The 25069-nt window shown below is 68.8% G+C and carries 30 protein-coding genes; 19 read left to right on the top strand and 11 right to left on the bottom strand.

Annotated features, from left to right (window positions below; translation table 11 throughout):
• The first annotated feature begins 33 nt into the window (after nt 1–33).
• From ACFYWI_RS09370 to ACFYWI_RS09360, 3 genes are all read left to right on the top strand, one after another.
• Entirely contained in the window at nt 34–633 is a 600-nt protein-coding gene (locus ACFYWI_RS09370; RefSeq protein WP_389227715.1) for a TetR/AcrR family transcriptional regulator, read from the top strand.
• Complete coding sequence (locus tag ACFYWI_RS09365; RefSeq protein WP_389227712.1) at nt 630–2198, top strand: glycerol-3-phosphate dehydrogenase/oxidase; 1569 nt, start codon at nt 630–632, stop codon at nt 2196–2198. Before ACFYWI_RS09370 ends, ACFYWI_RS09365 begins: the two co-directional genes overlap by 4 nt.
• 213 nt (nt 2199–2411) lie before the next feature.
• Entirely contained in the window at nt 2412–3110 is a 699-nt protein-coding gene (locus tag ACFYWI_RS09360) for a YoaK family protein (RefSeq protein ID WP_389227709.1), read from the top strand.
• 48 nt (nt 3111–3158) lie between these two features.
• Here ACFYWI_RS09360 and ACFYWI_RS09355 read toward each other — a convergent pair whose 3' ends face one another.
• Nucleotides 3159–3671: a GNAT family N-acetyltransferase gene (locus ACFYWI_RS09355; RefSeq protein WP_389227706.1), complete on the bottom strand. Its 513-nt coding sequence runs from the start codon at nt 3669–3671 to the stop codon at nt 3159–3161.
• A 177-nt stretch (nt 3672–3848) separates the two neighbouring features.
• On the opposite strand from ACFYWI_RS09355, the gene ACFYWI_RS09350 reads away from it, so the two are divergent.
• From ACFYWI_RS09350 to ACFYWI_RS09340, 3 genes are all read left to right on the top strand, one after another.
• Entirely contained in the window at nt 3849–4031 is a 183-nt protein-coding gene (locus ACFYWI_RS09350; RefSeq protein ID WP_389227702.1) for a hypothetical protein, read from the top strand.
• Nucleotides 4032–4104: 73 nt separating this feature from the next.
• Nucleotides 4105–5649 carry an FAD-dependent oxidoreductase gene (locus ACFYWI_RS09345; protein WP_389227699.1) on the top strand — a complete coding sequence of 515 codons (1545 nt, stop codon included), beginning with the start codon at nt 4105–4107 and terminating at the stop codon, nt 5647–5649.
• A gap of 301 nt (nt 5650–5950) precedes the next feature.
• Complete coding sequence (locus tag ACFYWI_RS09340; RefSeq protein WP_389227696.1) at nt 5951–6853, top strand: RNA polymerase sigma factor SigF; 903 nt, start codon at nt 5951–5953, stop codon at nt 6851–6853.
• A gap of 377 nt (nt 6854–7230) precedes the next feature.
• On the opposite strand, the gene ACFYWI_RS09335 is transcribed toward ACFYWI_RS09340, so the two are convergent.
• Nucleotides 7231–7422, bottom strand: coding sequence for a DUF6381 family protein (locus tag ACFYWI_RS09335; protein ID WP_389227693.1), 192 nt, complete (start codon nt 7420–7422; stop codon nt 7231–7233).
• A 201-nt stretch (nt 7423–7623) separates the two neighbouring features.
• On the opposite strand from ACFYWI_RS09335, the gene ACFYWI_RS09330 reads away from it, so the two are divergent.
• Nucleotides 7624–8082, top strand: coding sequence for a hypothetical protein (locus tag ACFYWI_RS09330; RefSeq protein WP_389227690.1), 459 nt, complete (start codon nt 7624–7626; stop codon nt 8080–8082).
• Between the two features lie 68 nt (nt 8083–8150).
• On the opposite strand, the gene ACFYWI_RS09325 is transcribed toward ACFYWI_RS09330, so the two are convergent.
• The 4 genes from ACFYWI_RS09325 to ACFYWI_RS09310 all read right to left on the bottom strand — a co-directional run bounded on the left by ACFYWI_RS09325 (nt 8151) and on the right by ACFYWI_RS09310 (nt 11598).
• On the bottom strand, nt 8151–8990 hold the full coding sequence (locus tag ACFYWI_RS09325; protein WP_389227687.1) for a DUF1206 domain-containing protein: 840 nt from the start codon (nt 8988–8990) through the stop codon (nt 8151–8153).
• A gap of 151 nt (nt 8991–9141) precedes the next feature.
• Entirely contained in the window at nt 9142–9492 is a 351-nt protein-coding gene (locus ACFYWI_RS09320; RefSeq protein WP_389227684.1) for a PRC-barrel domain containing protein, read from the bottom strand.
• A 230-nt stretch (nt 9493–9722) separates the two neighbouring features.
• Nucleotides 9723–10571, bottom strand: coding sequence for a GNAT family N-acetyltransferase (locus tag ACFYWI_RS09315; protein ID WP_389227681.1), 849 nt, complete (start codon nt 10569–10571; stop codon nt 9723–9725).
• Nucleotides 10572–10677: 106 nt separating this feature from the next.
• On the bottom strand, nt 10678–11598 hold the full coding sequence (locus ACFYWI_RS09310; RefSeq protein WP_389227678.1) for an oxygenase MpaB family protein: 921 nt from the start codon (nt 11596–11598) through the stop codon (nt 10678–10680).
• Nucleotides 11599–11733: 135 nt separating this feature from the next.
• Between ACFYWI_RS09310 and ACFYWI_RS09305 the strand changes: the two genes are divergently transcribed.
• From ACFYWI_RS09305 to ACFYWI_RS09285, 5 genes are all read left to right on the top strand, one after another.
• Nucleotides 11734–12141 (top strand): phage holin family protein, encoded by a 408-nt coding sequence (locus tag ACFYWI_RS09305; RefSeq protein ID WP_389227675.1) that lies wholly within the window; start codon nt 11734–11736, stop codon nt 12139–12141.
• On the top strand, nt 12138–12515 hold the full coding sequence (locus ACFYWI_RS09300; protein ID WP_389227672.1) for a DUF3618 domain-containing protein: 378 nt from the start codon (nt 12138–12140) through the stop codon (nt 12513–12515). Before ACFYWI_RS09305 ends, ACFYWI_RS09300 begins: the two co-directional genes overlap by 4 nt.
• The gene (locus tag ACFYWI_RS09295) at nt 12512–12778 is read left to right on the top strand and encodes a DUF4235 domain-containing protein (RefSeq protein ID WP_389227669.1); all 267 of its coding nucleotides are present in this window, start codon (nt 12512–12514) and stop codon (nt 12776–12778) included. Before ACFYWI_RS09300 ends, ACFYWI_RS09295 begins: the two co-directional genes overlap by 4 nt.
• A gap of 195 nt (nt 12779–12973) precedes the next feature.
• Nucleotides 12974–14074 carry a YihY/virulence factor BrkB family protein gene (locus ACFYWI_RS09290; RefSeq protein ID WP_389227666.1) on the top strand — a complete coding sequence of 367 codons (1101 nt, stop codon included), beginning with the start codon at nt 12974–12976 and terminating at the stop codon, nt 14072–14074.
• 179 nt (nt 14075–14253) lie between these two features.
• Nucleotides 14254–14409, top strand: a complete 156-nt coding sequence (locus tag ACFYWI_RS09285; protein WP_389227663.1) for a DUF6131 family protein — start codon at nt 14254–14256, stop codon at nt 14407–14409.
• Nucleotides 14410–14724: 315 nt separating this feature from the next.
• Here ACFYWI_RS09285 and ACFYWI_RS09280 read toward each other — a convergent pair whose 3' ends face one another.
• Nucleotides 14725–15150 (bottom strand): ATP-binding protein, encoded by a 426-nt coding sequence (locus ACFYWI_RS09280; protein WP_389228329.1) that lies wholly within the window; start codon nt 15148–15150, stop codon nt 14725–14727.
• Between the two features lie 318 nt (nt 15151–15468).
• On the opposite strand from ACFYWI_RS09280, the gene ACFYWI_RS09275 reads away from it, so the two are divergent.
• A complete protein-coding gene (locus ACFYWI_RS09275; protein ID WP_389227660.1) occupies nt 15469–15702 on the top strand; it encodes a DUF397 domain-containing protein in 234 nt (77 codons plus the stop codon).
• A gap of 91 nt (nt 15703–15793) precedes the next feature.
• Nucleotides 15794–16696, top strand: a complete 903-nt coding sequence (locus tag ACFYWI_RS09270; RefSeq protein ID WP_389227657.1) for a helix-turn-helix domain-containing protein — start codon at nt 15794–15796, stop codon at nt 16694–16696.
• Nucleotides 16697–16788: 92 nt separating this feature from the next.
• Here the strand turns inward: ACFYWI_RS09270 and ACFYWI_RS09265 are convergent, their stop codons facing one another.
• Entirely contained in the window at nt 16789–17601 is an 813-nt protein-coding gene (locus ACFYWI_RS09265) for an SAM-dependent methyltransferase (RefSeq protein WP_389228326.1), read from the bottom strand.
• A 232-nt stretch (nt 17602–17833) separates the two neighbouring features.
• Between ACFYWI_RS09265 and ACFYWI_RS09260 the strand changes: the two genes are divergently transcribed.
• The 5 genes from ACFYWI_RS09260 to ACFYWI_RS09240 all read left to right on the top strand — a co-directional run bounded on the left by ACFYWI_RS09260 (nt 17834) and on the right by ACFYWI_RS09240 (nt 22021).
• Nucleotides 17834–19195 (top strand): NAD(P)/FAD-dependent oxidoreductase, encoded by a 1362-nt coding sequence (locus ACFYWI_RS09260; protein ID WP_389227654.1) that lies wholly within the window; start codon nt 17834–17836, stop codon nt 19193–19195.
• 263 nt (nt 19196–19458) lie between these two features.
• Nucleotides 19459–20127, top strand: a complete 669-nt coding sequence (locus tag ACFYWI_RS09255) for a hypothetical protein (RefSeq protein ID WP_389227652.1) — start codon at nt 19459–19461, stop codon at nt 20125–20127.
• Between the two features lie 263 nt (nt 20128–20390).
• Nucleotides 20391–20594 (top strand): cold-shock protein, encoded by a 204-nt coding sequence (locus ACFYWI_RS09250; protein ID WP_389228323.1) that lies wholly within the window; start codon nt 20391–20393, stop codon nt 20592–20594.
• A 342-nt stretch (nt 20595–20936) separates the two neighbouring features.
• Nucleotides 20937–21494: a hypothetical protein gene (locus ACFYWI_RS09245; protein ID WP_389227649.1), complete on the top strand. Its 558-nt coding sequence runs from the start codon at nt 20937–20939 to the stop codon at nt 21492–21494.
• Nucleotides 21495–21553: 59 nt separating this feature from the next.
• Nucleotides 21554–22021, top strand: a complete 468-nt coding sequence (locus ACFYWI_RS09240; protein ID WP_389227646.1) for a hypothetical protein — start codon at nt 21554–21556, stop codon at nt 22019–22021.
• Between the two features lie 23 nt (nt 22022–22044).
• Here the strand turns inward: ACFYWI_RS09240 and ACFYWI_RS09235 are convergent, their stop codons facing one another.
• From ACFYWI_RS09235 to ACFYWI_RS09225, 3 genes are all read right to left on the bottom strand, one after another.
• On the bottom strand, nt 22045–22830 hold the full coding sequence (locus tag ACFYWI_RS09235) for a hypothetical protein (RefSeq protein WP_389227643.1): 786 nt from the start codon (nt 22828–22830) through the stop codon (nt 22045–22047).
• 35 nt (nt 22831–22865) lie between these two features.
• Complete coding sequence (locus ACFYWI_RS09230) at nt 22866–23018, bottom strand: hypothetical protein (protein WP_389227640.1); 153 nt, start codon at nt 23016–23018, stop codon at nt 22866–22868.
• An 850-nt stretch (nt 23019–23868) separates the two neighbouring features.
• Complete coding sequence (locus ACFYWI_RS09225; RefSeq protein WP_389227637.1) at nt 23869–24984, bottom strand: DUF5937 family protein; 1116 nt, start codon at nt 24982–24984, stop codon at nt 23869–23871.
• Nucleotides 24985–25069: the final 85 nt, after the last annotated feature.

Genomic DNA, 25069 nt, shown 5'->3' with positions numbered 1-25069 from the left:
CGCGCGGCCTGCACTGCCATTACACTGTGACAGATGACGCCCATTCGTCACAACCATTCGGATGCAGATGCCGTCCTCGACGCGGCACGCGACTGCGTCCTGGCCGTCGGCGTACGCCGCACGACCCTGACCGACGTGGCCCGCCGCGCCGGCGTGTCCCGCATGACGCTCTACCGGCGCTGGCCGGACGTACGGACTCTGGTCGGCGACCTGATGACCCGGGAATGGATCGCGCTCGCCGTCGGTGCGATGCCCGAGAGCGATCCCCACGCCCCCACCCGCGCCCAGCTGGTCGACGGGCTGGTCACCGGAGTCGCGGCCTTCCGCGCCCACCCGCTGTTCCACAAGATCCTGGATGTGGATCCCGAACTGCTGCTGCCCTACGTGCTCGACCGCCGCGGCGCCAGCCAGGACGCCCTGCTCGGTCTCATCACCGGCGCACTGAAAGAGGGTCACGCCGACGGATCCATCCGCAGAGCGCCGTGCGATCTGCAGGCCCGCTCGCTGCTGCTCGTCGTGCAGTCCTTCACGCTCTCGCTGCGCACGATGACCGACGAGGCCGACCCCGAACTCACCGACACGGCCTTCCTCGACGAACTGCGGACCCTTCTGGAGAGGACCCTCACACCATGAGCCGCCCGAGCAGCCCCGCCCTCGCCACGCCCTCTCCCGCCGCGTCCTCGCTGAACGCGGCGCGCCGCGCCCGAGAACTCGCCCAACTCGCCGACGGCAGCGAGGTCGATGTACTCGTCGTCGGCCTCGGCGCGACCGGCGCCGGCGTCGCCCTCGACGCCGCCTCACGCGGACTGGCCGTCGCCGCGATCGACGCCCACGACCTCGCTTTCGGCACCTCCCGGTGGAGCTCCAAACTCATCCACGGCGGACTGCGCTACCTCGCCACCGGACAGCTCGACGTCGCCCACGAGAGCGCGGTCGAACGCGGCGTCCTCATGGAACGCACCGCCCCGCACCTGGTACGTGCCCAGCCCTTCGTCCTGCCGCTGACCCCCCTGGTCTCCCGCGGCCAGGCCGCACTCGCCTGGGCCGGCTTCAGGGCCGGCGACCTGCTGCGCGCCTCCGCCCGCACCTCACGCACCACCCTGCCCGCGCCCCGTACCCTCTCGGCGGTGGAGACCCGCCACATGGCTCCCGCCCTGCGGCCGACCGGCCTGCGCGGGGGACTGCTGTCCTGGGACGGCCAGCTCACCGACGACGCCCGCCTGGTGACCGCCATCGCCCGCACCGCCGCCGCCCACGGCGCCCGCATCCTCACCCGTACCCGCGCACTCTCCCTCAGCGGCTCCGGTGCCCGGGTCCGCGACGAACTCACCGGCCAGGAGCTGGACATCCGGGCCCGGACGGTGATCAACGCAGCGGGCGTCTGGGCCGGCGGCCTGGTCGACGACATCCGGCTGCGCCCCTCCCGCGGCACGCACCTGGTCCTGCGCTGCGAGGACCTCGGCAACCTCACGGCCGGCATGCACATCCCGATCCCCGGGGAGGCCAACCGGTTCGTCCTCGTCCTGCCACAGGGCGACGGCCGGGTGTACGTGGGCCTGACCGACGAGCCCGTCGACGGCGACATTCCCGACATCCCCGAGGTACCCGAGACGGACATCGGCTTCCTCCTCGACGTCCTCGGCTCGGCCCTCGACGTCACCGTGAGCCGCGCCGACCTGGTGGGAGCCTTCGCCGGGCTGCGCCCCCTGCTCGACACGGCGGGGGACACCGGCCGCACTGCCGACCTCTCCCGCAAACACGCGGTGCTGACCTCGCCCGACGGCGTCGTCACCGTCGTCGGCGGAAAGCTCACCACCTACCGGCGGATGGCGCAGGACGCCGTCGACGCCGCTGTCACCGCAAGTGGACTGGCGGCCGGGCGGTGCCGCACCGCATCCCTCCCGCTGGTCGGCGCCGCCCGCCCCGGCGCACTCGCCACGCTGGACGCACCCCGGCGCCTGGTACGCCGCTACGGGACCGAAGCCCCGGCGATCCACGCCCTCGGCCTCACCGACCCGTCGCTCGCCCACCCCGTCGCCCCCGGCCACCCGGTCACCGGAGCCGAACTCCTGTGGGCCGTACGCCATGAAGGGGCGCTCGACGAGTCGGATGTCCTCGATCGCCGCACCCGAATCGGCCTGGTCCCGCACGACCGCCGGGCCGCCCACACCGCGGCCGGGGACGCGCTGGCCCGCTGAGGCCGGCCACCCCGGCGGCGAAGCGAGACCCGCCCGGTCCTCCGGAGTGAGTTCGTAGGCGCCGGACCGCGGCTGCTGACGTCGGGCTCCGGCGCGTACGGTTCCCCGGCGCCGGGGAACCGGGTGCCGGTGCCCGCGATCGGCGTAATCCCCCCATGGCTCGGGCGGCTCTCCCAGACTCGACGGCAGCAGCGCCTGTCGCGAGGAGGGGATGTGCAGTCGAGGCCAGGGGTTCTGACGTCGCTGGTGGTCGCACTGACGGTGACCACCGGTGTGGTGGAAGCGGTCTCCTTCCTCGTGCTGGGTCCGGTCTTCACGGCCATGCAGACGGCCAATGTGCTCTTCCTCGCGTTCGGAACGGTGGGGGAGGGCGGCCTGTCGACTCTGGCTCCATCGGTCTCGCTCGGTGCGTTCGCCGTCGGTACGGTGATCGGCGCCCGGATGGAGTCGCGACTCGAGCCCCGTGGCCACCAGTGGCTCATCCCCGCCCTGGTGATCGAGGGTCTGTTGATCGCGGCAGCCGGCTTCGCGGCATGGGGACTTGAGCCGTCGCACGGCACACCGTCCGCCCGGCACGTCCTTGTAATCGGAATCCTCGCCACCGCCATGGGATTCCGCAATGTCACGGCGATGCGCCTGCACGTCCCGGACCTGCCCACGAACGTGCTCACCCGCGCCATGACCGTAATGCTGAGCGGATCACCGCTGGGGCACGACGTCGCGTTCGGTTACGGGTCCGGAGCTACGCGGCGCCGCGTCGCCTCGGTACTGGCGATGTTCGCCGGCGGTCTCGTCGGCGCGTGCCTGGTGCAACTGGAGTGGCCGGTACCCGCGACGCTGTTCCTGGTGGCCGCGGTGGTACTGATCCTGGCCGCCCTGTACGTGTCCCAGCCACGCTTTCCCACGACATGAGGCCCGCGCCGGAGCCCGTGGCGCCGAAGGGCGTCGGTGCTCTCCCTGTCAGGTGAGTTCGCCGGCCAGGAGGTCCATGAGCAGGGAGTCGTGCCAGGTGCCGTCCGCCCCGCGTTCGTACTGCCGCATGATGCCGACCGGGTGGAATCCGGCCTTGGTGTAGCAGCGGATGGCGGCGGTGTTGTCCGCGGCCGGGTCGATCACGATCCGGTGGTACCCGTGATCGTCGATCAGATGCCGGGCCAGTGTCCGCACCGCGTCCGTTCCGATTCCGTGCCCGTGCACGGCCGGATCGAGATAGATGTCGATGTTCGCGTGCCGGTAGTCGGGTTCCTCCTCGCTGCCCCACTGGATCGCGCCGGCCGTACGGTCTGCGTGCACGATGACCAGCGTGGAGACATCCGCGTCGCCGAGGTCGCGGGCGACGGCCGCCGCCAAGTCCTGACCGCCGCGCCATCGTGCGTACACCTGTGGTGTCGCGCGGATCGCGGCGAGGGCAGCGACGTCTTCCATCGTTGCGGGCCGCAGCACACAGCGGGCTCCGATCAGGGTCTTGACCATGACCGTCAACTTAGCCGCCGGGGTTTTCTTCTTCCGTGACGATTCCAGACATTCTCCTGTCTGAAAGGTGATATGTCATTTTATGTTTATGTCGCTCGGGCGGTGTGTGGACGGGTGAGGACGACAGGTTCGGGTAACCGGGCGGCACAGACTCCAGACCTGACGGAGGAGACCGACATGAAGCGCGCCAGGCAGCACGGCAAGCCCGACCGCGGAGCCGCGGAAGAGCTCAAGCAGGAGATCAGGGATGCGGAGCTCGATGTGACCGAACGCCGTATCCCGCACGGTGAGGCGGGGGACGCGCTCACGACGAACCGACAGGCGCAGGAGGACGCGCAGAGGGGCGACAGGGACAGGTAGGCGGCGCAGCGCCGATATGGGTCCGGTCCGCCCTCTGGGGGCGGACCTCTCGCCGACAATCAAGGAGGCAGCCATGACCGTGTCCGGGCATTCGGCCGGGTCGCTGTGGATGGAGTACGACCCGGGCCCCGCGTATCCGCTCCTGCAGGGAGACATCCGGGTGGACGTCGCCGTGGTCGGCGGCGGAATTGCCGGAATCAGCGCCGCCTGGGAGCTCGCGCAAGCGGGCAGGACGGTGGCTCTCGTGGAGGCGGACCGGATCGCACACGGCGTGACCGGCCACACCACCGCAAAACTCTCGGCCCTGCAAGGTGTGGCGTACAGCCGCATCCGCAAGGCTCGTGGGGCCGTCGGCGCCCGCCAGTACGCCGCCTCGCAGCAGGACGCCGTGGGGCATGTGCAACGCCTCAGCGACCAGCTGGGCATCGACTGCGATCTGGAACGAACCGCCGCGTACACCTACGTGACCGACCCTGCTCATGCCGAGGACATGCGTCACGAAGCGGAAGTGGCCCGGGCGGCGGGCCTGGACGCCGTGTACGTGGAGGAGACGCCGCTGCCCTTCCCGGTCGCGGCGGCCGTACGGCTGGACGATCAGGTGCAGTTCCACCCCCGCAAGTACCTGCTGGCCCTCGCCGCCGACCTGGTGCGCCGTGGAGGGAAGATCTTCGAACGCAGCCGGGTGACGGACCTGCGGGAAGGGGATCCCTGTCGGCTGACCACCAGCGCGGGTCACACCGTCCACGCGGAGGACGTCGTAGTGGCCACGCACTACCCGGTGTTCGACCGAGCGCTGCTGTTCACCAGGCTGGAGCCGAAGAGGGAAGCCGTCGTCGCGGGGCCGCTTCCGCCGGACAGCCCGGTTCCGGACGGCATGTTCCTCACCGAGGAGAACAACACACGGTCCCTGCGTACCGCACCGCATGACGGGCACGGACGCCTGTTGATCGTCACCGGTGAGAAGTTCACCCCGGGCGCCCCGAAGGACGGCGCCGCGGCGCACTTCGAGACACTGGCCCAGTGGGCCGGCACGCACTTCAAGGACTTCACGGTCACTCACCGCTGGGCCACCCAGGACAACTTCTCCACCGACCATGTGCCCTACGTGGGCCGACTCCATCCGATGGCCGACCACGCATATGTGGCGACCGGATTCGGTGGCTGGGGCCTGAGCGGAGGCGTGATGTCGGGCCGACTGCTCGCCGCCATGATCACCGACAGTCCCCCTTCCTGGTCGGGCCTCTACGACCCCGCACGGCTGCACCCGCTTCACGAGGGGCCCAAAATGCTCCGGCTGGGGGCGAAGACCGCCAAGCACCTCGTCGGCGACCGCCTGCCGGGCGGGCACGCCGATTCGGTCGACGAGATCGGGCCGGGCGAGGGCGCGGTACTGCGTAGCCGTGGCGAAGGACCCCTGGCGGTGTCCCGGGACGCCTCCGGCGCGCCGCACTGCGTCTCCGCCCGCTGTACCCACCTGGGTTGCATCGTCCACTTCAACGAGGCGGAGAGCGCGTGGGAGTGTCCTTGCCACGGCTCCCGTTTCGACATGGACGGCGGCGTGCTCCAGGGCCCGGCGGTCCACCCTCTGGGACCCCGTGACGTGGACGGCGGCCGCTGAGCACCGTCGGGCCCGGCCGGCCGACGGAACGCGGCTGTACGCCCTGTGTGTTGGCCGCCCATGTCGCCGCCCGGCGCGCCGACGCAGGCGCTGGACAGGACAAGGCCCCGGTCGAGCTCGGCTTCGTCGAGGCTCTCGGTCATCCCCACCGCAAACCCGCTGCCGACAGGTCCTACGAGCAACCTCAGAAGCGGAGCAATCGCCGGTTCAGCTGAAAGTCGCTGAATGAAGGGGCGCGTGACGAAGGGTAATCAGGGAAGGCGGCAAGGTGCCACCCGCCGACGCCCCACGAAGGGAATCCATGACGACATCGACGCAGTCCGGCCACAGGCCCGCGTGGTCGACAGGGACGCAGGCTCCGGCAGCGCCGGGCCCGGCTACAGGAAGAGATCTGCCGTGGATCGAGGAAGCGGCAAAGGTCGCACCGCGGGATGCCAGACAGCTGTCGAAGCTGTTCTTCGAACAGCTACAGGTACGGGAAGAGGGAACCCGCGAGTACCAGTACGCCCGCAACACGCTGATCGAGATGAATCTCTCCCTGGTCAAATTCGCAGCCGGCCGTTACCGCAACCGCGGCAACGGCGAGATGGAAGACATCATCCAGGTGGGCACGGTCGGCCTCATCAAGGCCATCGACCGGTTCGACCTCGCCCGGGGTGTCGAGTTCACCTCCTTCGCCATTCCGTACATCGTCGGCGAGGTCAAGCGATACTTCCGGGACTCCTGCTGGGCCGTCCACGTCCCCCGACGCCTGCAGGAACTGCGGGTGGAACTGGCCAAGGCCAAGGAACACCTGGCCACCACACACGACGGCGAACCCACGGTCAAGGAACTCGCCGCACACCTCGAGCTGAGCGAGAACGAGACCATCGAGGGCCTGGTGGCGGCCAACGGTTACACTGCCGGATCCCTCGACACCCCGGAAACGGACAACGAAGGCGCCCCGGCCTTCGGTAAGGGCCGTTCCTACGCCGATTTCGTCGGCGACAACGATCCGGAGATGGAACTCGTCGACGACTTCCAGGCGCTGGCCCCACTGCTCACGGAGCTGGACGACCGGTCACGCAGAATTCTTGAGATGCGCTTCGGCAAGGAGATGACCCAATCCGAGATCGGCTGCGAGCTCGGCATCTCGCAGATGCACGTCTCCCGCCTGCTGTCCCGCATGCTGATCACGCTACGCAGAGCGATGCTGGCGGACTGACACAGGGAAGCCTTGGCCCACCCGACGGCGTGAGGCCCGGAGACCGGACCGTGCGGGTGGCCCCGGATGCGCAGGGCCGGCGCCATGGCTCCGGCGGCAGGTCGGGGAATTGCGCATGCACCTTCTCGACGCGGCCGAGCTGCCGCGGTTCGTCCAGCGACGCTTCACCACAACGGTGCCCCGGCCTGCGGGACTCTGCTGAGGCAGGCCGGGGCAAGGCAGTTGCAGCGTGGAGACCGGGCCGGCTCTTCTTCGGCCCGTGGGCCAGGCGTGATGCCGCACCGGCGGTCGTGGCCGCGGACAGAGACGTCCGGCCGATGGCTCGCGCGCTCGAAGCGTCGCGGTCGCAGCCACCGGCCGGTGCCTGCGCAGGTCTGCTACACCATGGGATCGATGTCCCCGCTGCCCATGCTTCTGTGCTGCTCGCTCTGCTCCTTGAGCTGGCGGGCCTTCTCCATCAGCCGCTGACGCTCCTGCGGGTCAGTGGCACGCTCCGCAGCCTGCTCCATCTCCTTCGCCTGGCGGCGCATCTGCTGGGCACGACCGCCGGACTCGCCTGAAACGCTCATGATCACTCCTTGAGTGTGATGGGGAAAGCGGGCCACACCAGCGAAGCAGCGCCCTCGTATCCGCGCATCCGGAACGGTCACCCATCGTTATCTGCGCAGCCCCGCCGGGTTCATGAGGGCGGAGCATCCGGCCCACCTGTGCCCCGCCGGCCGCCGAAAACCGGTTGGCGGGGCGGGAACGGCGGCCTACCGTCGGGTGCGATGGAGATCTTCTTCCGGAAACTGCCGGACAACCAGCACGAGATAGTGGTCCGTGACCGCCGCGGCCCGGATGTCCGGCTCCCCGCGCAGCCGGTGGGGCCGACCATGCCGCACGACCTGGTCCATCTCGCCGTCGAGCAGGCGCTCGGTCTTGCCGACGGATTCTGGGGAGCAGTCGCGCAGGGCGCCACCTTCCAGGGCTTCGAACTCCTCACAGCGGGCAGGCACCGTCGCTCGGGCCTCAAGGTGCTGCGGCGCAAGGGCGATGCGGTGATGGCGGCCGAGCTGTCGGTCAACTGGGCCTACCGGGTCTGGTCCGGGCTGCCCATCGAGGGGCGTGGCATCGGCCGTAGCCCGCTCCATGACACCGACCTCGCCCGCACAGGCCCTGCCCTTGACGCGGCCGCCTCCCGATGGGCGGCCGTCGACGAGGGCGATTGCCTGATCTGTCACTGGTGAACCGGCGTCGGCGGCAACCGCTCGACCCGCGACCGCAGTTCATCGGGGGCGATCCGCGGACGGACGTCTCAGACCTTGCGCCAGCGGGCCATCGCGAAGGAGAAGAGGCCGAACAGCACGAGGCCCACGGCGGTCAGCACCAGCAGCCAGGGTCCGGCCGGGGTGTCGGCGAAGGAGCGGAGCGTGTCGTCCAAGCCTTTGGCCTCGTCGGGCTTGTACTCCACCGCGGCACGTACGACGAACACTCCGATCCCCGCGAACAGGAAGCCGCGCGCTGTTCCGCCGGCGACTCCCGTCACGTCGACGAACTGCCGGGCCCGCCGGGACATGCCGCCGAGTTTGAGGTGCTTGTGGTACTCGCGCCGCACCGCGCTGACGGCGATCCACAGACCGGCGACCGCGATGCCGGCACCGGCGACGCCGGTCAGCCACTGACCCCAAGGCGCCTCGAGTGCCTTGGCGGTGAGGTCCTGGGACTGCTTGTCGCCCGACGATCCCCCGCTGCCGCGGTCGCCCGCCGCGAAGGCGAGGACGGACCAGGCGACGAAGCCGTAGAAGAGGAACCGGCCTGCCGACAGCAGTCGCTTGCTCGCCTTGTGGCCGTTCGGCCCCGCCGCCCCGAACAGCGCTTCCGACAACCGCCACACAGCCATCCCGACCAGTCCGATGCCAAGAGCCCACAGCAGCACGGCTCCCATGGGCTGCTCGGAGAGTTCGGCGAGCGCGCCGCCCCGGTCGGCCTGTTGCCTGCTGCCGCCGAAGGCGATCTGCAGGGCGAGCATCCCGACGAGCAGGTAGATCACCCCGCGGGCCGCGAGGCCCCAGCGCGCGGCTGCGTCGACAACAGAACTGTTCGCCGCCCTGCGGGCCGTGGCGCGCCCGTGGAGCTTCATCGTACGTACGTTCATCTGGTGAACCTCCCGTACGCGGGTTCCCCTGGCAGGCACGGGGAAACGGCCGGGCGAGCCCGCTCCTCGGCGTCGCCCGGTGCGGGGGAGTGGCGTGAGCCGGGTGACGGGCGCCCGGGATTCGAATGCAGCAGTCCGGGGCCCGTGCCGATCAGGCGCGGTGGCTCACGTAATACGTGCCGATCTGGTCGTGGTACTCCGGGTCGCTGTCGTGCCGTTGCCTGTCGAACTCCGGTGCGGCCTTGATCTGTTCCTTGGTGCGGCCGACGAAGATCGTCTCGGCCGCCGTATCGATGCGGTCAATGGTGCCTGCGGGCAGCAGTACATGCTTGCCGAAGATCCACAAACCGATGTCGACCACCAGATATGCCGATCCGACGTCATCGGAATGCTTGTCCACCCTGCCGATGCTTCCATCCGTCGCCTCGACCTTGAAACCCGCCAGTTCGATGCCGGCGGTGTGGCCGCTCTTCGTCGGGTAGCTCCAGATGCTCTCGTTCATACAACGCCCCTTGTGGAAATGAGATGACGACGACGGTGGCTGCTCTGCTCCGGGTCACTGCGCCCGGGCCTTGTCGAGTCCCCGGCCGTCGCTTCCCTGCACCCGGCGAACCCGGCATTCAGCAGCGGGTTTTTCGAGGTTATGCCGCCCCGCTGAACACAGGCACGGGGTGGCCGGGGCAGGTCGGTGACATCACTCGGGCGGAGCAGCGATTCCCACGGCGCAGAGTGTCAGCCGAGTTCCAGGCTGGTGATGCCGAACAGGCCGGACCGGTCGATCTCGGGAGCCGGTCCGGTGTACATCCGGGCCGCTTCGAAGGTGGGTGCGAGACCGAGGTGCTCCATGAGGTCGATGGACGCCTTGTTGTGATCGGGGACGTCGATCGCCACGGCGCTACCGGGTGCGGTCGCCGCCAGAGCGTGGACCAGTGCGGCCGCGACATCCGGTGCAGCCGCATAGAGGGGGCCGATGCGGGACGCACCGCTGCACGGACGGATGACGCCGAGTCCGTGCAACTCGCCCTCGCGCAGGGCGGCGACGGCGGTGCGGCCGGGCAGACCGGCCCACGCTGCGAGGAAGGCGTCGCGTGGCTCGGGGAAGAAACGGCGGTCGTAGGCGGCCAGTTGACCGAAAGGAAGGGAGCGGGCATCGACGAGTACGACGCCCTCGGGCTCGACTGTGTCCTGAACCGGTACCCCTTCGAAGCGCATGTTGTTCCAGGCCGGGCCGAACCCCGATCTGCGGTAGTTGTCCTGCTGGTCGACGACGCCGTCGAGCCCGACGACACGGCCGTCCAGGCGCGCCATGCCGGCGTGCCAGAGCTGGATCCCGTAGCCCTGTCCGCGCACCGAGGGGCGGGTGATGTAGAAGCCGATGAATCCGAACCCGGCTCCGTAGCGCACCGCCGAGATGCAGCCCACAGGGTCACCGTCCAGGCATCCGACGAGGAAGCCCCGCGGATCGGCGACGGTGAAGGCGTACGGGTCGGAGTCGCCCGGATTCCAACCCTCTTCCTCGGCCCAGTCGCGCATCAGCCCGAGGTCGTGGGCGCTCGCGTTCCGGATCTCGAATTCCGCCATGGCCTGCCCTCCGCCGAGAGACTCCGCACCTGCCACCACGGTGCCGGTGTGTTGTGTGTGCGGTAGGTGACGAGGCGTTTCTAGCAGCTGCGGTGCACTGCGCCGGTCAGGACAAGCCATTCGGACGAGCGGCCGCGGTGGAGTCCGGTGGCCGTGCCATGGCCCATCGGATGGTCCTGGTCAGAGCGTGCCCCGCCGGGCGTACACAGGCTTCCTCGAGACCCGGCACGTAGGGCAGTCCGAGCTCCTTGCGGGCCCACATGGGCAGGGTGGACACCGCGTTCGCGGCGAGGACGGCGTAGGGGGTCCGTACGACCCAGGGCAAGGGCGGGTGGAAGAGAAGGAAGTGCGCCGCTTCGCGGGCCTGGAAGGCGGCGCGCAGCTCCGGGCGGTAGGCGGCGAGTCGGTCGGCCAGCTCACTCCGGTTGTGCGGGGGGTCGGTGACACCGAGTGCGACGGCTATGCGCGACGTGTCGGCGATGTACTCGTCGCAGCCGGCGTCGTCCAGAGGGTGTGCGCCGTACCGCTGGTGGGCGCGGAGAAAACTGTCGACCTCTGCGACGTGGACCCAGGTGAGCAGGTGAGGGTCAGCGGCGTGGTAAGCCTCTCCCGCTGCGGTGGTCCCTTTCACGCGGTCATGTACTGCCCGGACGCGGTCGACTGCCTTCTGCGCGTCGGTCTCGGTGCCGTAGGTCGTCACGGCAAGGAAGGTGCTGGTGCGCTGCAGCCGTCCCCATGGGTCGCCCTGGTATCCCGAGTGGCCGGCGACGGCGGCCATGGCCAACGGGTGCAGGGACTGGAGCAGCAAGGCCCTCAGCCCACCGATGAACATCGACGCGTCGCCGTGGACGGTCCGGATGGGCCGGTCCGGACCGAACCAGCGAGGCCCCGGCGTGCCGTGGATGCGGGCGCGAACATCTGCGCCCTGGGGACCCGCGACGCGGGTGAGGAGGCCCCTGCCGAGTCGCTCCCGCAGGTCAAAGACCCTGCGCTCGGAAACGTTCACCAGACAAGTATCTGCCTGCATGCGTCTGGTGTCAGTAGGCCTGAAGTGCGTGTGCCGGGGCCGCCGCCACCCCGCAGCCGCCGCGTGGCTCACGGCGTCTGAGATCGCTTCGAATGGGTAACCGGACGCAAAGAGTACGAAAGGTGGTGATGACCCATGAGCGACGTGCCTCGAATCAGGGCCGACGAGTCGGTGAGTGCTCTGGTCTCTCAAGCGGCACAGCAGATTTCGCAACTGGTACGGGAGGAGATGCGACTGGCCCAGGCCGAGATGATGCACAAGGGGAAGCATTTCGGCAGGGGCGGGGGTCTGTTCGGTGGTGCCGGCCTGGTGGCGGTCCTTGCGCTGCAGGCGTTGGTCGCGGCGGCGATCATCGCGCTCGCGATGGTGCTGCCGTGGTGGGCTTCCGCGCTGATCATCAGCGGCATCCTGTTCCTCGTCGCGTCGGTCCTGGCCGCTGCGGGCCGTAAGAACATCAAGCAGGCGACGCCCCCGGCACCGCAGCAGACGATCGACAGTGTCAAGGCCGACATCGCCGAACTCAGGGAAAGGGCACACCGATGAGTGACGCTTCCCGGTCTCACGAGGAAGAACAGCCCAGCGCCGAGAAATTGCGGGCGCAGGTCGAGCACACCCGTGAGGAACTCGGCCGGACGGTGGAAGCACTGGCCCGGAAGGCGGATGTGAAAGCGCGCGCACAGCAGACCGCCGCCGAGATGAAGCACCAGGTGGGCGAGAAGGCCGCGCACGCCAAGGAGCAGCTGACGGAATCGGCCGCGGCAGTCGGCGCCAAGCTGCGCGATGCCACGCCACAGCCCGTACAGGAAAAGTCGTACGTGGTCGCAGAAGCGGCGCGTGGCAATCGGGCTGCGCTTCTCGCTGGTGCGGCCGCGGTCCTGGTGCTGCTGATGCTGGTACGGCGCAGGAGGCGGCGATGAAGACATCGAAGATCGCGTACAAGCCGGTCGGGTTCGTGCTCGGCGCCCTCAGCGGCGCACTGGCCGGTGCCTTGTTCGGGCAGGTGTGGAAAAGGATCGGGCACGACGACGAGGCGCCCGACGCCACCGACGAGGACCGCACGTGGCGCGAGATACTCATCGCCGCGTCATTGCAGGGCGCCATCTTCGCAGCAGTCAAGGCGGCCGTTGACCGTGGCGGCGCCACAGTCACCAAACGTCTCACCGGGACGTGGCCCGGCTGAAGCGGTTCGTCCCCACAGCGGCCCGCGGGCGCTGACCACGGCAGCCCCCGGCCCGGCCAGGAGGCGGTGGGTGGCCTCGTTGCTCCGACATGTTTCTCGTTCTGCTGAGCGGACGGTGGCGCGCATATGACACGGATGTGGAAGATGCGGCATCGAGACGAACAAGCCTCCCCATCAGGAGACCGCCGATCCGGCATGGAGGGACCGCAGCCCGCTGCCGGACCGCAGCCCGCTGCCGGACCGCAGCCCGCTGCCGGACCGCAGCCCGCTGCCGGACCGGAGCCCGGCCCGGGCCCGGGCCCCGAGGTGGAACGCAGAGCGCCGGACAACCCCACCGAGTTGCCCAAGAAGTCCTGGGGCCAGGTGCTGCGTCGAACCGTCAAGGAGTTCCGGGACGACGAGCTCACGGACCGGGCAGCGGCCCTTACCTACTACGGTGTGCTGGCCCTGTTCCCGGCCCTGTTGGTGCTTGTCTCCCTGCTGGGCACCGCGGGGAAGAGCACCACGCAGAAGGTGCTGGACAATCTTCGGCAGCTCGCCCCGGGCGCAGCTAGGGACGTGATCACCGATGCGGTGACGCAACTGCAGGGCAGCAGCGTCACCGGGTCGGTGCTGGCCGTCGTCGGCCTCCTGGTGGCCGTGTGGTCAGCTTCCGGATACGTCGCCGCGTTCATCCGCTCCTCCAACGCTGTCTACGACATGCCCGAGGGCCGGCCTGCGTGGAAGGTGCTGCCGGTACGACTCGGTGTGACGGTCGCGCTCATGGTCCTGGCGTGCGCCAGCGCGCTGATCGTCATCCTTTCCGGCGGCCTCGCCCGACGGATCGGGACGGCCCTGGGCGTCGGTGACACCGCGATGACCGTGTGGTCGGTCGCGAAGTGGCCGGTTCTGATCCTGTTGGTCACCTTGATGATCGCCCTGCTGTACTGGGCCGCCCCGAACGCGAAGGGCCGCGGATTCGCATGGGTCACGCCGGGCAGCTTCCTGGCCGTTGTGCTCTGGATGCTCGCCTCCGCGGGCTTCGCGCTGTACGTGTCGAATTTCGGCTCGTACAACAAGACGTACGGCACCCTTGCCGGAGTGATCGTTTTCCTGGTGTGGCTGTGGATCACGAACCTGGCCATCCTGCTGGGCCTCGAATTCGACGCCGAACTGGCTCGCGAACGCGCGATCGTGGGCGGCTTCCCCGAGGAGGAGGAGCCCTACGTCGAGCCGCGGGACACCCGCAAGTGGAGCGATGAGCAGCGCCGCGACGCAGGACAGGCTCCACGGTCGGACCCCGACCGTCCGAGCTGATCCCGCCCGGGCCGGGCTCGCCCCCTGGCTGGGCCGGAGACGACTCCATCGCGTGACGGCATGCGGTGACCAGGCCGGTCACGGTCCCGCCGGGGCGACGGCAACCGGTTCCCGGGGTTTGTCACCAGAACGTTCGGGGACTCGTAGATCAGGGGGCCGCTCCGTCATCGGAGGCACCAATGATCGTCCTCGGAGTCATCCTTCTGATCATCGGCCTCGTGGCCGGTATCGGTATCTTGTGGACCATCGGGATCATTCTCGTAGGAGTCGGCGTCGTGCTGTGGATCCTCGGTGCATTGGGACACGCGGTCGGCGGTCGGCGTCACTACTGGTGAAGTGGGGCCACGGCGCGACCAGTGCACAAGCGTGGCGATCCAGCGATGGGTCATGAGGGCTGCTTTCGTGCACCGCGCTCCGGCCGGGTCGGGCTGGCGCAGAGGGTGGCCTCGGAGGTATCCGAGTCAGTGCGGTCGCCCCGGGCCCGGTCCGGACGCCGCTGAGGCGCCCGGTGCAGTCGGCGCAGAGGGCTCCTGCCTGAGTGTTCCTCGCCCCGCCGCAGGCCAGTTGCATCACCGCGGAGATCCTCAATGCCACCGGGGAATCCTCTGCCCTGATATGAGTCCCAGCGGGTTCGGGCGCTGGTGCCCGCCCTAGTCGGTGCGCCGGTGCGGGGAGCGAGGGGTTGGACCGCTCGGGCCGGGCAGGGGCAGCATCGCCCAGACGGTCTTCCCCCGCGGCGGCGTCCGGCTCCAGGACCAGGAGTCGCTCAGTGCATCGATCAGCGCAAGCCCTCTGCCCCCGGATGCAGAGGGATCGCAGCTGCCCGGGCGCGGCGGATCAGGGCTTGGATCGGCTACGGCGCACAGGAGATGTCCGGGGTGCCGGAAGAGGCCCAGCCAGAGGGGGTAGTCGACCGCTTCCTCCGCGGTGTGCGTCAAAGCGTGCTGGACGGCGTTGGTGACGAGTTCGCTGACGACCAGCTTCGCATCGGGTACGAGCGGCTGCAGCGCCCATCCGTTCAGGGTCATGCTCACGAACTGACGTGCCTGGCCCGCATTCTGGAGTCTGCCGTCCAGCCCGCATGCGGCGAACAGGCCGGGGCCGGGGTACTCGTCATGGCCGGGGTCCGGCGGGTCCTCAGCCAGGCCTTGCGGCGGCGGTTGGGTCGCGCGATCCGCACATCGAAGCGGCACCTCGTGCTCGACCTTCATCGTCGAGGCAGTTGACATGTGAATCGTCACTGGTCATGTCTCCCTGCAGGCTCCGGTGTTCGATGCTGCGGCAGCCGATGCCGGACGAGTATTGTCGTGCCGGCCCCGAGAATGCAATTGCACCTGAGATTGCATGGCCGGTTCCGAGGCGAACGAACGTGCGAATGGGGAGGGGTTGTGGGTATGGAGTTCCTCAACGGCGTGCAGGCGAGTGCACTGAGTGCGGTGACGTGGATCAAGAGCAGTCACAGCAACGCGACCGGAAACTGCGTGGAGATGGCAGTACTGCCGGGTGGTCACATAGCTGTGCGCAACTCCCGCGATCCACAAGGGCCGGCGCTCGTCTACACCCGGGACGAGATGGCTGCCTTCATGGAGGGAGCCCGCGTCGGCGATTTCGACTCCCTGATTGGCTGAAACAGGCCCGGGTGGCCGCCGGTTGCCTCTGGCCCGCACCTGCCTGTGCTCGATAATGTCGGGGCCTTCCCATACACCGCAGGAGCGCGCGATGGCTGCAGCAGTACCGAGCCCGTCGTTGTTCGGCGAGTCGCTGGGCGCGGTCGAGAGCAATCCGACCGCTCTGAAGCTGATTCTGGGCGGCAAGTTGCGCGAGCTGCGCATCACCGCCGGACTCGACCCGTCCGGCGTCGACACCAAGCTGGGCTTCTCCCGGTCGAAGACGAGCAGGATCGAGCTGGGCCGTCACGGTTGCAAGCCCGACGACGCTCTGGCCCTGCTGAGCCTGTACGGGGTGAGCGACGAGGAGCGTGTGCTCGAGTTCCTGCGGCTGGTGCACCAGTCCCGCCGACCGGACTGGTGGCGCTCGTTCAGCGATGTCCTGTCCGACTTCTTCGCTCCGCTGGTCGCCCTGGAGGGGGCGGCGGCTACCATCCGTACCTACGAGCCCTTCTATGTGCCGGGCTTGCTGCAAACGCCGGAGTACGCACGCGCGGTCGTCCGCTCGGGACCCGCCCACCTCTATCCGCATGACGTCGAGCGACGGGTGGCCCTCAGGCAGGAACGGCAACGGCAGCTGGATCAGCCGGACGCCCCCCGTCTGTGGGCACTGATCGACGAGTCCGTTCTCATGCGCACCATCGGCGGACCCGATGTGATGCGCGGGCAGCTCGAGTATCTCGTCGCCATGATGGAGCAGCGCCGTGTGGTGCTCCAGATCGCCCCGCTGGATGTGACCGCCTCGGTCGGCGTCGGGACGGGCGTGACCTACCTGCGCTTCGCACTGAGCGAGCTCAAGGACGCCGTGTACATCGAGCATCTGACCGACAGCACGTTCAGTCAGAAGCCGCAGGTCGTCGAGCAGTACCGCGACATGATGGACCGGCTCGGGGCCTGCGCCCTCACTCCCAAGGGGTCCATCGAGCTGATTCGACGGCGCCTGTCCGGCTCGTGAACACAGCGGTGTTCCGGGTGGAACGCCTGACGCGCTGTCCACCCGGAACCGCCGAACATCAGGCGAAGCCCAGATCGACGCCGGCGCCGACGCTACGAGAGCCGGGCGACGCCGCCCCACTCGATCCATTCATCGGTCAGCTGCGTGGGCGCGAGGTCGGAGTCCGGTCGCCAGGTCGACACTTCCACCAGGCCCGGCTCCACGATCTCCATACCGGTGAAGTAGTCCGCCACTTCGTGTTCCTCGCGGACCCGTCCCCAGTGACCTCCCGTGGCATCCGCCATGAAGTCGGTGACGAATTTCCGGATCTCCGGCCGGTCGCTGACGAGCTGGCAGACGACGAGAAAGCTCCCCGGCGCGAGATGATCCGCAACTCGACGGACGAGTGCGCCCGGGTCCGACTCGTCCGGAATGCAGTGCATCACCGATACGAACAGGGCCGCCACCGGTTGGCTGAAGTCGATCAGCCGCGTCGTCTCCTCGTGGCCGAAGATGGCCTCGGTGTCACGCATGTCGGCCTGTATGACGGCCGTGCGGTCGTTCTCCTCCAGCAGGGCTCGGCCGTGTGCCAGAACGATGGGGTCGTTGTCGACGTACACCACGCGTGAGTCGGGATCGACAGCCTGGGCCACCTGGTGGACATTGTCCCTGGTAGGGAGCCCGGAGCCGTGGTCGATGAACTGACGCACCCCGTACTCGGCCGCCAGCAGACGTACGACACGCTGCAGAAAACGACGGTTGTTGACCGCCAGCGTCTTCGTGCTGGGAACCTGCTCCAGCAACTGCTCGCAGGCCTCGCGGTCGGACTGGTAGTTGTCGTCGCCCCCAAGAAAGTAGTCGTACATACGCGCCACGCTGGGCACCTTCGTGTCGATGGCATCCGGGCGCCACGACTCGCGTTGCATCCAGTCCTCACCCGCATCTTCGGCAATCATGTCGTGTAGGGCGGCCATGCTATGAGCACCCGAGAGAGCGATACAGGCAAAGCGTGGACCTCAGGAGATGGAGGCACCTGTTTCGGCCACGCCGGCCTCCACAAGAGCGCCGTTTCCGTGCCCGTCATGAGCGCGGCGTGCAAGTCCTTCGAGGCGGGGCAGTCGATGAGGGACCTGCCGGACCGGAGAAGGGAAGGACATCGTGGAGCGACCGACGATTCTTGTGGTGGGGGCGGGCTTTGCCGGGTTGGAGTGCGTACGCCGACTGGAGCGCAAACTGACCGAGGCGGAAGCGGAGATCGTGCTCGTCACGCCGTTTTCCTACCAGCTCTACCTCCCGCTGCTGCCTCAAGTCGCCTCAGGTGTCCTGACGCCGCAGTCCGTTGCCGTCTCGCTGCGCCGCGTCAGCAAGCGCCGCACCCGGATCATTCCCGGTGGCGCGATCGGGGTGGACACCAAGGCGAAGGTGTGCGTGATCCGCAAGATCACGGGCGAGATCGTCGATCAGACATACGACTACATCGTTCTCGCTCCCGGCAGCATCACCCGTACCTTCGACATCCCAGGCCTGCTCGAGCATGGGCGGGGGATGAAGACGCTGGCCGAGGCCGCCTATATCCGTGACCATGTGATTGCCCAGCTCGATCTGGCGGACGCCAGCCCTGATGAGGAGGAGCGGAGGTCCCGGCTTCAGTTCGTGGTGGTCGGCGCAGGGTACGCCGGCACCGAGACGGCCGCCTGCCTCCAACGTGTGACACAGCACGCGGTGAAGCGCTACCCCCGTCTGAACCCCGAGCTGATCAAGTGGCATGTGGTCGATCTCGCGCCCAAGCTGATGCCCGAACTCGGCGACAGGCTCGGACGTGCTGCTCTGGACATCCTGCGCAGGCGCGGGATCGAGGTGTCCCTCGGAGTGTCGGTCGCCGAAGCCGGGGCCGAGCAGGTGACGTTCACCGACGGGCGCGTGCTGCCCACCCGTACCCTCATCTGGACGGCCGGTGTTGCCGCGAGCCCGTTGGTCGGCACGTTGGACGCCGAGACTCTCCGCGGCCGGCTCGTGGTGCGGCCCGAGATGACCGTGCCGGGCGCCGACGGCGCGTTCGCCCTCGGGGACGCTGCGGCCGTGCCGGACCTGGCCAAGGGCGGGGGCGAGGTCTGCCCGCCCACCGCGCAGCACGCCATGCGACAGGGACGGAGGATCGCCGACAACGTCGTCGCCACGCTGCGCAATCAGCCACTGAAGCCTTATGTGCACAAAGACCTGGGCCTGGTGGTCGACCTCGGTGGCAAGGACGCCGTCTCCAAACCACTGGGCATCGAACTGCGTGGCCTCCCGGCCCAGTTGGTGGCCCGCGGCTACCACTGGTCGGCGCTGAGGACCAACGTCGCCAAGACCCGGGTCCTCACCAACTGGGTGCTCAACGCCGTCGCCGGGGACGACTTCGTCCGTACCGGCTTCCAGGAACAGAAGCGGGTCACCCTGCGCGACTTCGAATTTACCGACGTCTATCTGACGCCGGAGCAGGTCCGCCGGCACACCGCCTCCCTGCGGGCGCGCACCTGACGGCCGGGAGAGGGTGCGGACCGGTGCTTCTTGCACTGGGTCACGCCGCGCAGGGAGTGGCCGGGTCCGGCCGGCCCTGTCTGATGGCGCCCCACCGGTTGTGTCATCAACTACAACTTTGCCCGCTCTTGGTGTAGCTGCCTCGGCTGTTGAGACAGCCTCGCACTCAACAGGCGGTGATCATTGGCGCAGCCTCGAAGGCTCTCAAGTCCTTTGTGGTTCAGGCCGGTTCACCGACCCCCCAGTTCGAAAGGCACACCAAGATGACGGTGAACCCCCTCGTGCGCCACGGCGTCAGGCTGATCGCGATCGCGGTCGCGGCGTGCGGGACAGCGGCGACGGCCACTGCGCCCGCAGCCGCCGATGAGCAGCCCACCCGGCAACTGCTGATGGCGGACTGCGCGTCAGGAGTAGGCAAGTGCAGCTTCAACTCCCCTGTACTCGGCGAGGCTTACCTCGGTCGCTTCCACCAGGTTTCCGACTCGCTCTTCAACTGCAGTACCTCGAACGCCACTCAGACGATGGCGTGGGACGACACCGTGGGTTCCACCGACTCGCTCGGCCTTTCGGTCACCGCCGGTGGCAGCATCGCGGGGATGGTGGACCTGAGCGTGACGGCGAGCTACAACCACAGTTGGACGAGCTCCCACTCGGAGAGCAGTTCCGTGAACATGACGGTGAAGCCCGGTGAGGTGGGCTGGATCTCCCGTGCACAGGTGATGCAGAAGGTCACCGGCACCTGGCAGACCCACTACGACAACCCCAAGTGGGGTCACTACTACTGGTTCCTGCAGGACACCATCACCGGTCCGGCCAAGAACGGCACGGACGGCAAGAAGAACGCGGTGGTCGTCAAGAGCCGCAAGATGACTGCTGCGGAGAAGCGGTCGTGCTCCGCCGACGATCACGAAGGTAGAACGTTCGTCCGATAGTCCGACAGTGGGTATCCGGCCCTCGGGACACCCCCGGTGGTCGAGCCGTCTCAGAAGCGCGCCGACCACCGGGCCCGGCGGCCCTCCCGTGCCCCGGTCCGATGGACCACTTCCTGCTCCGACGGAGTGGACCCGGTCGGGCGCACGCCGAGCTTCTCGGGTAGGTCTTGTCGAGCCGGGGTAGATCTTGCCCCGGACGCCCATACAGGGCGCCTGCGGCGGCCCGCGCCCGGGCCGCTTGCTGGATGGACAGAAGGATGAGCATGGCCAGCGGCACGGTGAAGTGGTTCAACTCCGAAAAAGGCTTCGGCTTCATTGCCCAGGACGGCGGCGGCCCGGACGTCTTCGCCCACTACTCGAACATCTCCGGGACGGGCTACCGCGAACTGCGGGAGGGAGAAGCCGTGACGTTCGACGTCACGCAGGGCCAGAAAGGCCCGCAGGCGGAGAACATCATCCGCAGCTGAGTGTCGTCCAGCACTTCACAACTGGGGCTCCCGCACACGCGCCGCGGGAGCCACAGTTTTTCGACCGGCATCACGCCGCAGCCGGGGCCCGCGAGTGCGGGACGGGCTGCCCGGGACGGCACCTCGGCCGGCCGACGCCCACTGCCCGGCATCCCCGGAGAGTGAGATCGAGTGAGATCACCTGCTGGGGGAGTGCCTGGTGGGATATCCACGGTGGCGCAAGCCCGACGGGTGATCCGCCGCGTGCCCCTCGCCGCTGTGGTGCTCGGGGAACGAGCAGCCCCGGCTCCGCGCGGATACTCTGAAAGTGGGTATATCGGGCGCTTGTGAGAGGTCAGGCCGATGTCAACAGGAACCCTCGTAGCGATCATCATCCTCGTCGTGGTGGTAGTCGCCGTGATTGCCGTGGCAACCTCGTTGATGGTGCGCCGTCGGCGCTTGCGTGAGCGCTTCGGCCCGGAGTACGAACGCACCGTCGAGGACGCCGGAAGCCGGCGCGAGGCCGAGCGTGATCTGAGCACACGCGAGAAGCGCCATGACGAGCTGGACATCAAGCCACTGTCCGGCAGCGTCCGGGACCGCTACGCCCGGGACTGGGAGAGCGTGCAGGGAGACTTCGTGGATCGCCCCGAGGACGCCGTTCAGGACGCGGACCTGCTGGTGACCTCTCTGATGCGTGAGCGCGGCTACCCGACCGAGGACCTGACGCAGCGGCTCAAGGACCTCTCGGTCGAGCACGGGCGCACGCTCGAGCACTACCGCGCCGCCCACGACGTCAATCAGCTCAGCATGAAGCACGAGGCCACCACCGAGCAGTTGCGGGGCGCCATGGTGCACTACCGCGTGCTGTTCGACGAACTGCTCACCGACGGGGGCCAGGCTCGTGACGCCCGGGCATGACCGCTGCCAGGGCGTGAGGCTCCCTGCAGGACAGGGACATCAAGTCGAACGGAGGAGAGATGGAACGCGAACGTACGCCGGAACCCCCTGAGGGCGGCCTGTCCACCGATGACTTTGCCGCGCCCCGCGACCGCGGCCGGGGCGAGGAATCCGAAAGCCGGCCCCAGGCTCCTTCCTTTCCCGGCGAGGCCACCGAGGGAACACCGGAAGCCGCTGGATCACCGGCTCGGGACGGGGCCGCTCCGGCGGAGGAAGAACCACCCCAACTCCTGACGACGGAGGACGAGGAGAGCTTCCGCACGCGCTGGCAGGAGATTCAGACCCGGTTCGTCGACGACCCGCGCGAAGCGGTCCACGCAGCCGACTCTCTCGTCGCAGACGTGATGCAGACGATGGCCGCGACCTTCTCTCAGCACAAGCAGGACCTGGAGGGGCAGTGGAACCGGGGGGAGGAGGCGAACACCGAGGATCTGCGCATGGCCCTGCGGAAGTACCGGTCGTTCTTCAACCGCCTCCTGTCCAGCTGAACAGCCCGGGTGACCCACAGTGTTCATTCCCGAACGGCGTTCGGGAACATGTGGCGGAAGGCGTCAGCCGAATCGGTGCCCGACCGGCCGAAGGGCGCGTCGAAGTCCCAGACCAGGAAGAGCAGAAAGGCGATCAGCGCGCTGAACAGGCCGGCGAGCAGCAGTTCCCGGAACGAGCGGCCGATCTGCATCGTGAAGATCAGTCCGATGGTGACCAGGGCACCGCTGATCAGGCCGAACCACACCACGCCCGGCAGGGTTTCGCCGGCGTTCTGCGCCCGCGCATTGCGTGCGTCGTCGGCGACCGCGATCTGGTCCAGCATCGGCTGGTAGGCCTCGGCCTCCAGCTCGCCGGACGGCTTGCGTTGCGCGATGTCCGCACGTACGGTGCCGAGCAGCTCGGCTCCCCGGCCGGGCAGCTCATTGTTGTCGATCATCCGCGGCCACTCTTGGTCGAGCACGTGCGAGACGTAGTGGTCGATGTCCGAGCGCAGCTCGTCCTGGAAGTCAGGCGGGTAGACCCGTGCCCGCTCGGTGATCTCGTGCAGCGCCTGAGCTTCTCGGCGCACGTCGTCCTGCGCGGCGCCGCGCGCTTCCCAGACGCCCGCGATGGCCAGCCCGAGCACGATCGCGTAGACGACGCCGACCATCATCGTCATGTACTCAAGAACGTCGGGGGTCTCGTCCGCGTCCGCATCCGGCTCTGCCGCCTCTCGTGCGTCCGACCTGCGCTGGCTGAGCAGCATGGCGACAAGGACGACGGCGCAGGCGGCGGCCATCACGAGGGCAAGGACCAGCCATTCCGACATGGTGGGCTCCCGAGGAAGGGTGATGTGTGCGGGGTTCAGGCGTTGCCGCGCCGGGATGCGGCGGACTGCGAGCGGGGGCGCAGCAGCGCCGCGGCGAGCACGGCCGGGGTCGTGGTCACGAGCATGAGGACCACCAGCGGCATTCCGGCTGCTTTCGGCTTTCCCTTCGCCGGGCGGTAGGTGCGCACGGCGACGGCGTGCGGTGCGGGGGCCGGCGGGCGGGCCGCGGGTGGCTTCAGTGGCGCGGTGGCAGGGGGCGCATCTGGGACCGGTACGGCAGCGACCTGCTCGGGGGGCTGCGGGGCCGGGGGCGAGACAGAGGCCGGTGGCGTGGACTCGCTCGGAGCCGGTGCGGGCGGCGCGGTGGTGGGGGCCGGTGAGGTTGGTGTCGGGGAGGGCGGTGTGACAGGGGCCGGCGGGGCCGGAGTCGGTGCGGGCGGCGATGGCGGGCAGTCCTCCACGTGCACCGATACCGAGAGGGACAGCGCCAGCAACGGGAGCGAGAGGGACACCGATGCGCCCCACGACGCGTCCACCGGTCGGGGCGCCGAGGCGGAACCCACCGCAGGCGCGGATCCTGATCCGGAGCCCGATCCTTCCGCCGGCGCGGAAGCCGCCACCGCCACGTCGGCTGCCGCCGGCGTTGGTACCGGCGCCGACACCTCCGCCGGTACGGGCCTCTCGCCCACCCCGGCCGCATAGGCGGTCGCGCCAACGACCCCCTGCGAGCCGAGGATCGACGCCACCGCCAGTGCGCTCATCTGCTCCCATGCCACATCGGCACACTAGGGGCCCACGGCCGGGTCGTATGACCAATGCCGCCCGTACGGATGACTAGCACGTTTGTCGGACCGGTGACGGGTGTGTGGCGGGGCAGGCGGTGGGGCGCGCCCTCACGGGCATCCGCTTCCTCTGTGCTTCCAGCCGGTGGACGATCTGAGACGAAGAGTCACGGGCCGTGATCTCCACATTGGCCGCGGCTGCGGGCCCGGGCCCGGGGCTGGGAGGGAACGGAGTGCTTGCCGTCGGGCCCTTCCGTCACCGCAGGATCGACTCGAGGAAGTCGCTCCCCAGCCGTGCCACCACGGTGACGTCCAACTGGTGCTGTACGTACTTCCCGTGCCGCTGCGTGGTGAGCATTCCGGCCTCGCGCAGGGTCTTCAGGTGGCGCGAGACCTCGGGCGCCGTGATGCCGAAACTCTTCGCCAACTCGCTCGTCGTGTACGGTGCGCGGGCCAGTGCCCAGCACAGGCGTATCCGGACGGGGTGGGCCAACGCCATCAAACGCTTCTCCATCAGCTCCGACGTGCCCGGCCCGGATCTCAACTGCGGTGTGGAGACCGGGTATTCAACGACTGGACGCCACCCCGGCGCGTGCTGCACGACCAGATGTGGCCAGCCGAACGCACTCGGCACGAACGTGACGCCGGGGTCGACGCCCGGCTGCGTGGCCTCCGTTCGCCCGTGGGTCAGCTTGTCGACATTGATGCGCCGGCCCCGCGCGTCCTCCTCGAGCGTCACGGTCGGCGACACCGCCTTGAGTGCGTCGGCGAGGCCCTTGCGACGCAGCAGCTCCGTTTTCTCCCGTGCGTCCGCGGCGAGTTGAGGGCGGACACGCTGCCAGACCTCAGCGAAGAACGCGTCGTCGCAGTCCTCGAAGAGACGCCGGATCCAGGCGCGGACCGTCGCCGGGTCCTTCAGTAGGTGTTGTGCGAAATCGAGCTGCCGGGGACCGCGCGCCGACGCCCTCTCAAGGGCAGCGTCCCGAGCGGCGTCGTCCACCAGCGGGGAGCGCCCGCCACCACAGCGCAGCGTGCAGCCGGAGGTGTTGATCTCGAGCGCGGCCTCGACGTACGTCTCGTCATCGAGCCCGTCCACCTCGTCCAGCTCCTCCGCCAGCGTGGCCGGCGGCATCGGGCGGTTGGGCAACAGGATGTCGGACCGCGTCGACCGCCACAGGAACTCCGCCTCCGACATCCGGCACAGCAGATCCGGCTTCAGCCCCGCAGCCGTCTTCGTCGCCCAGCCGTGCAGGCCCGGATGGTGGCCCGGCTCGGAGAGAACGTGCAGAGCCGCCCCCAGCTCGGCCAGTGGGGACGGCCCGAAGACGATGCGCTCCTGCGGGAGCCCGGTGATGTCGATGTCGACGCTCATGGCTCCATGGTGCACGGGCCCACTGACAGCCGGCGCCCCGATTAGCGGCGTTGGTCAATTGACGTGCCAACCCCAGCGGCCGGGC

It is taken from the genome of Streptomyces sp. NPDC002889 (assembly GCF_042888425.1).
Classification (GTDB): Bacteria; Actinomycetota; Actinomycetes; order Streptomycetales; family Streptomycetaceae; genus Streptomyces.
Note: the sequence above shows the minus strand (reverse complement) of the source record. Positions and strands in the feature narration are given on the sequence as shown.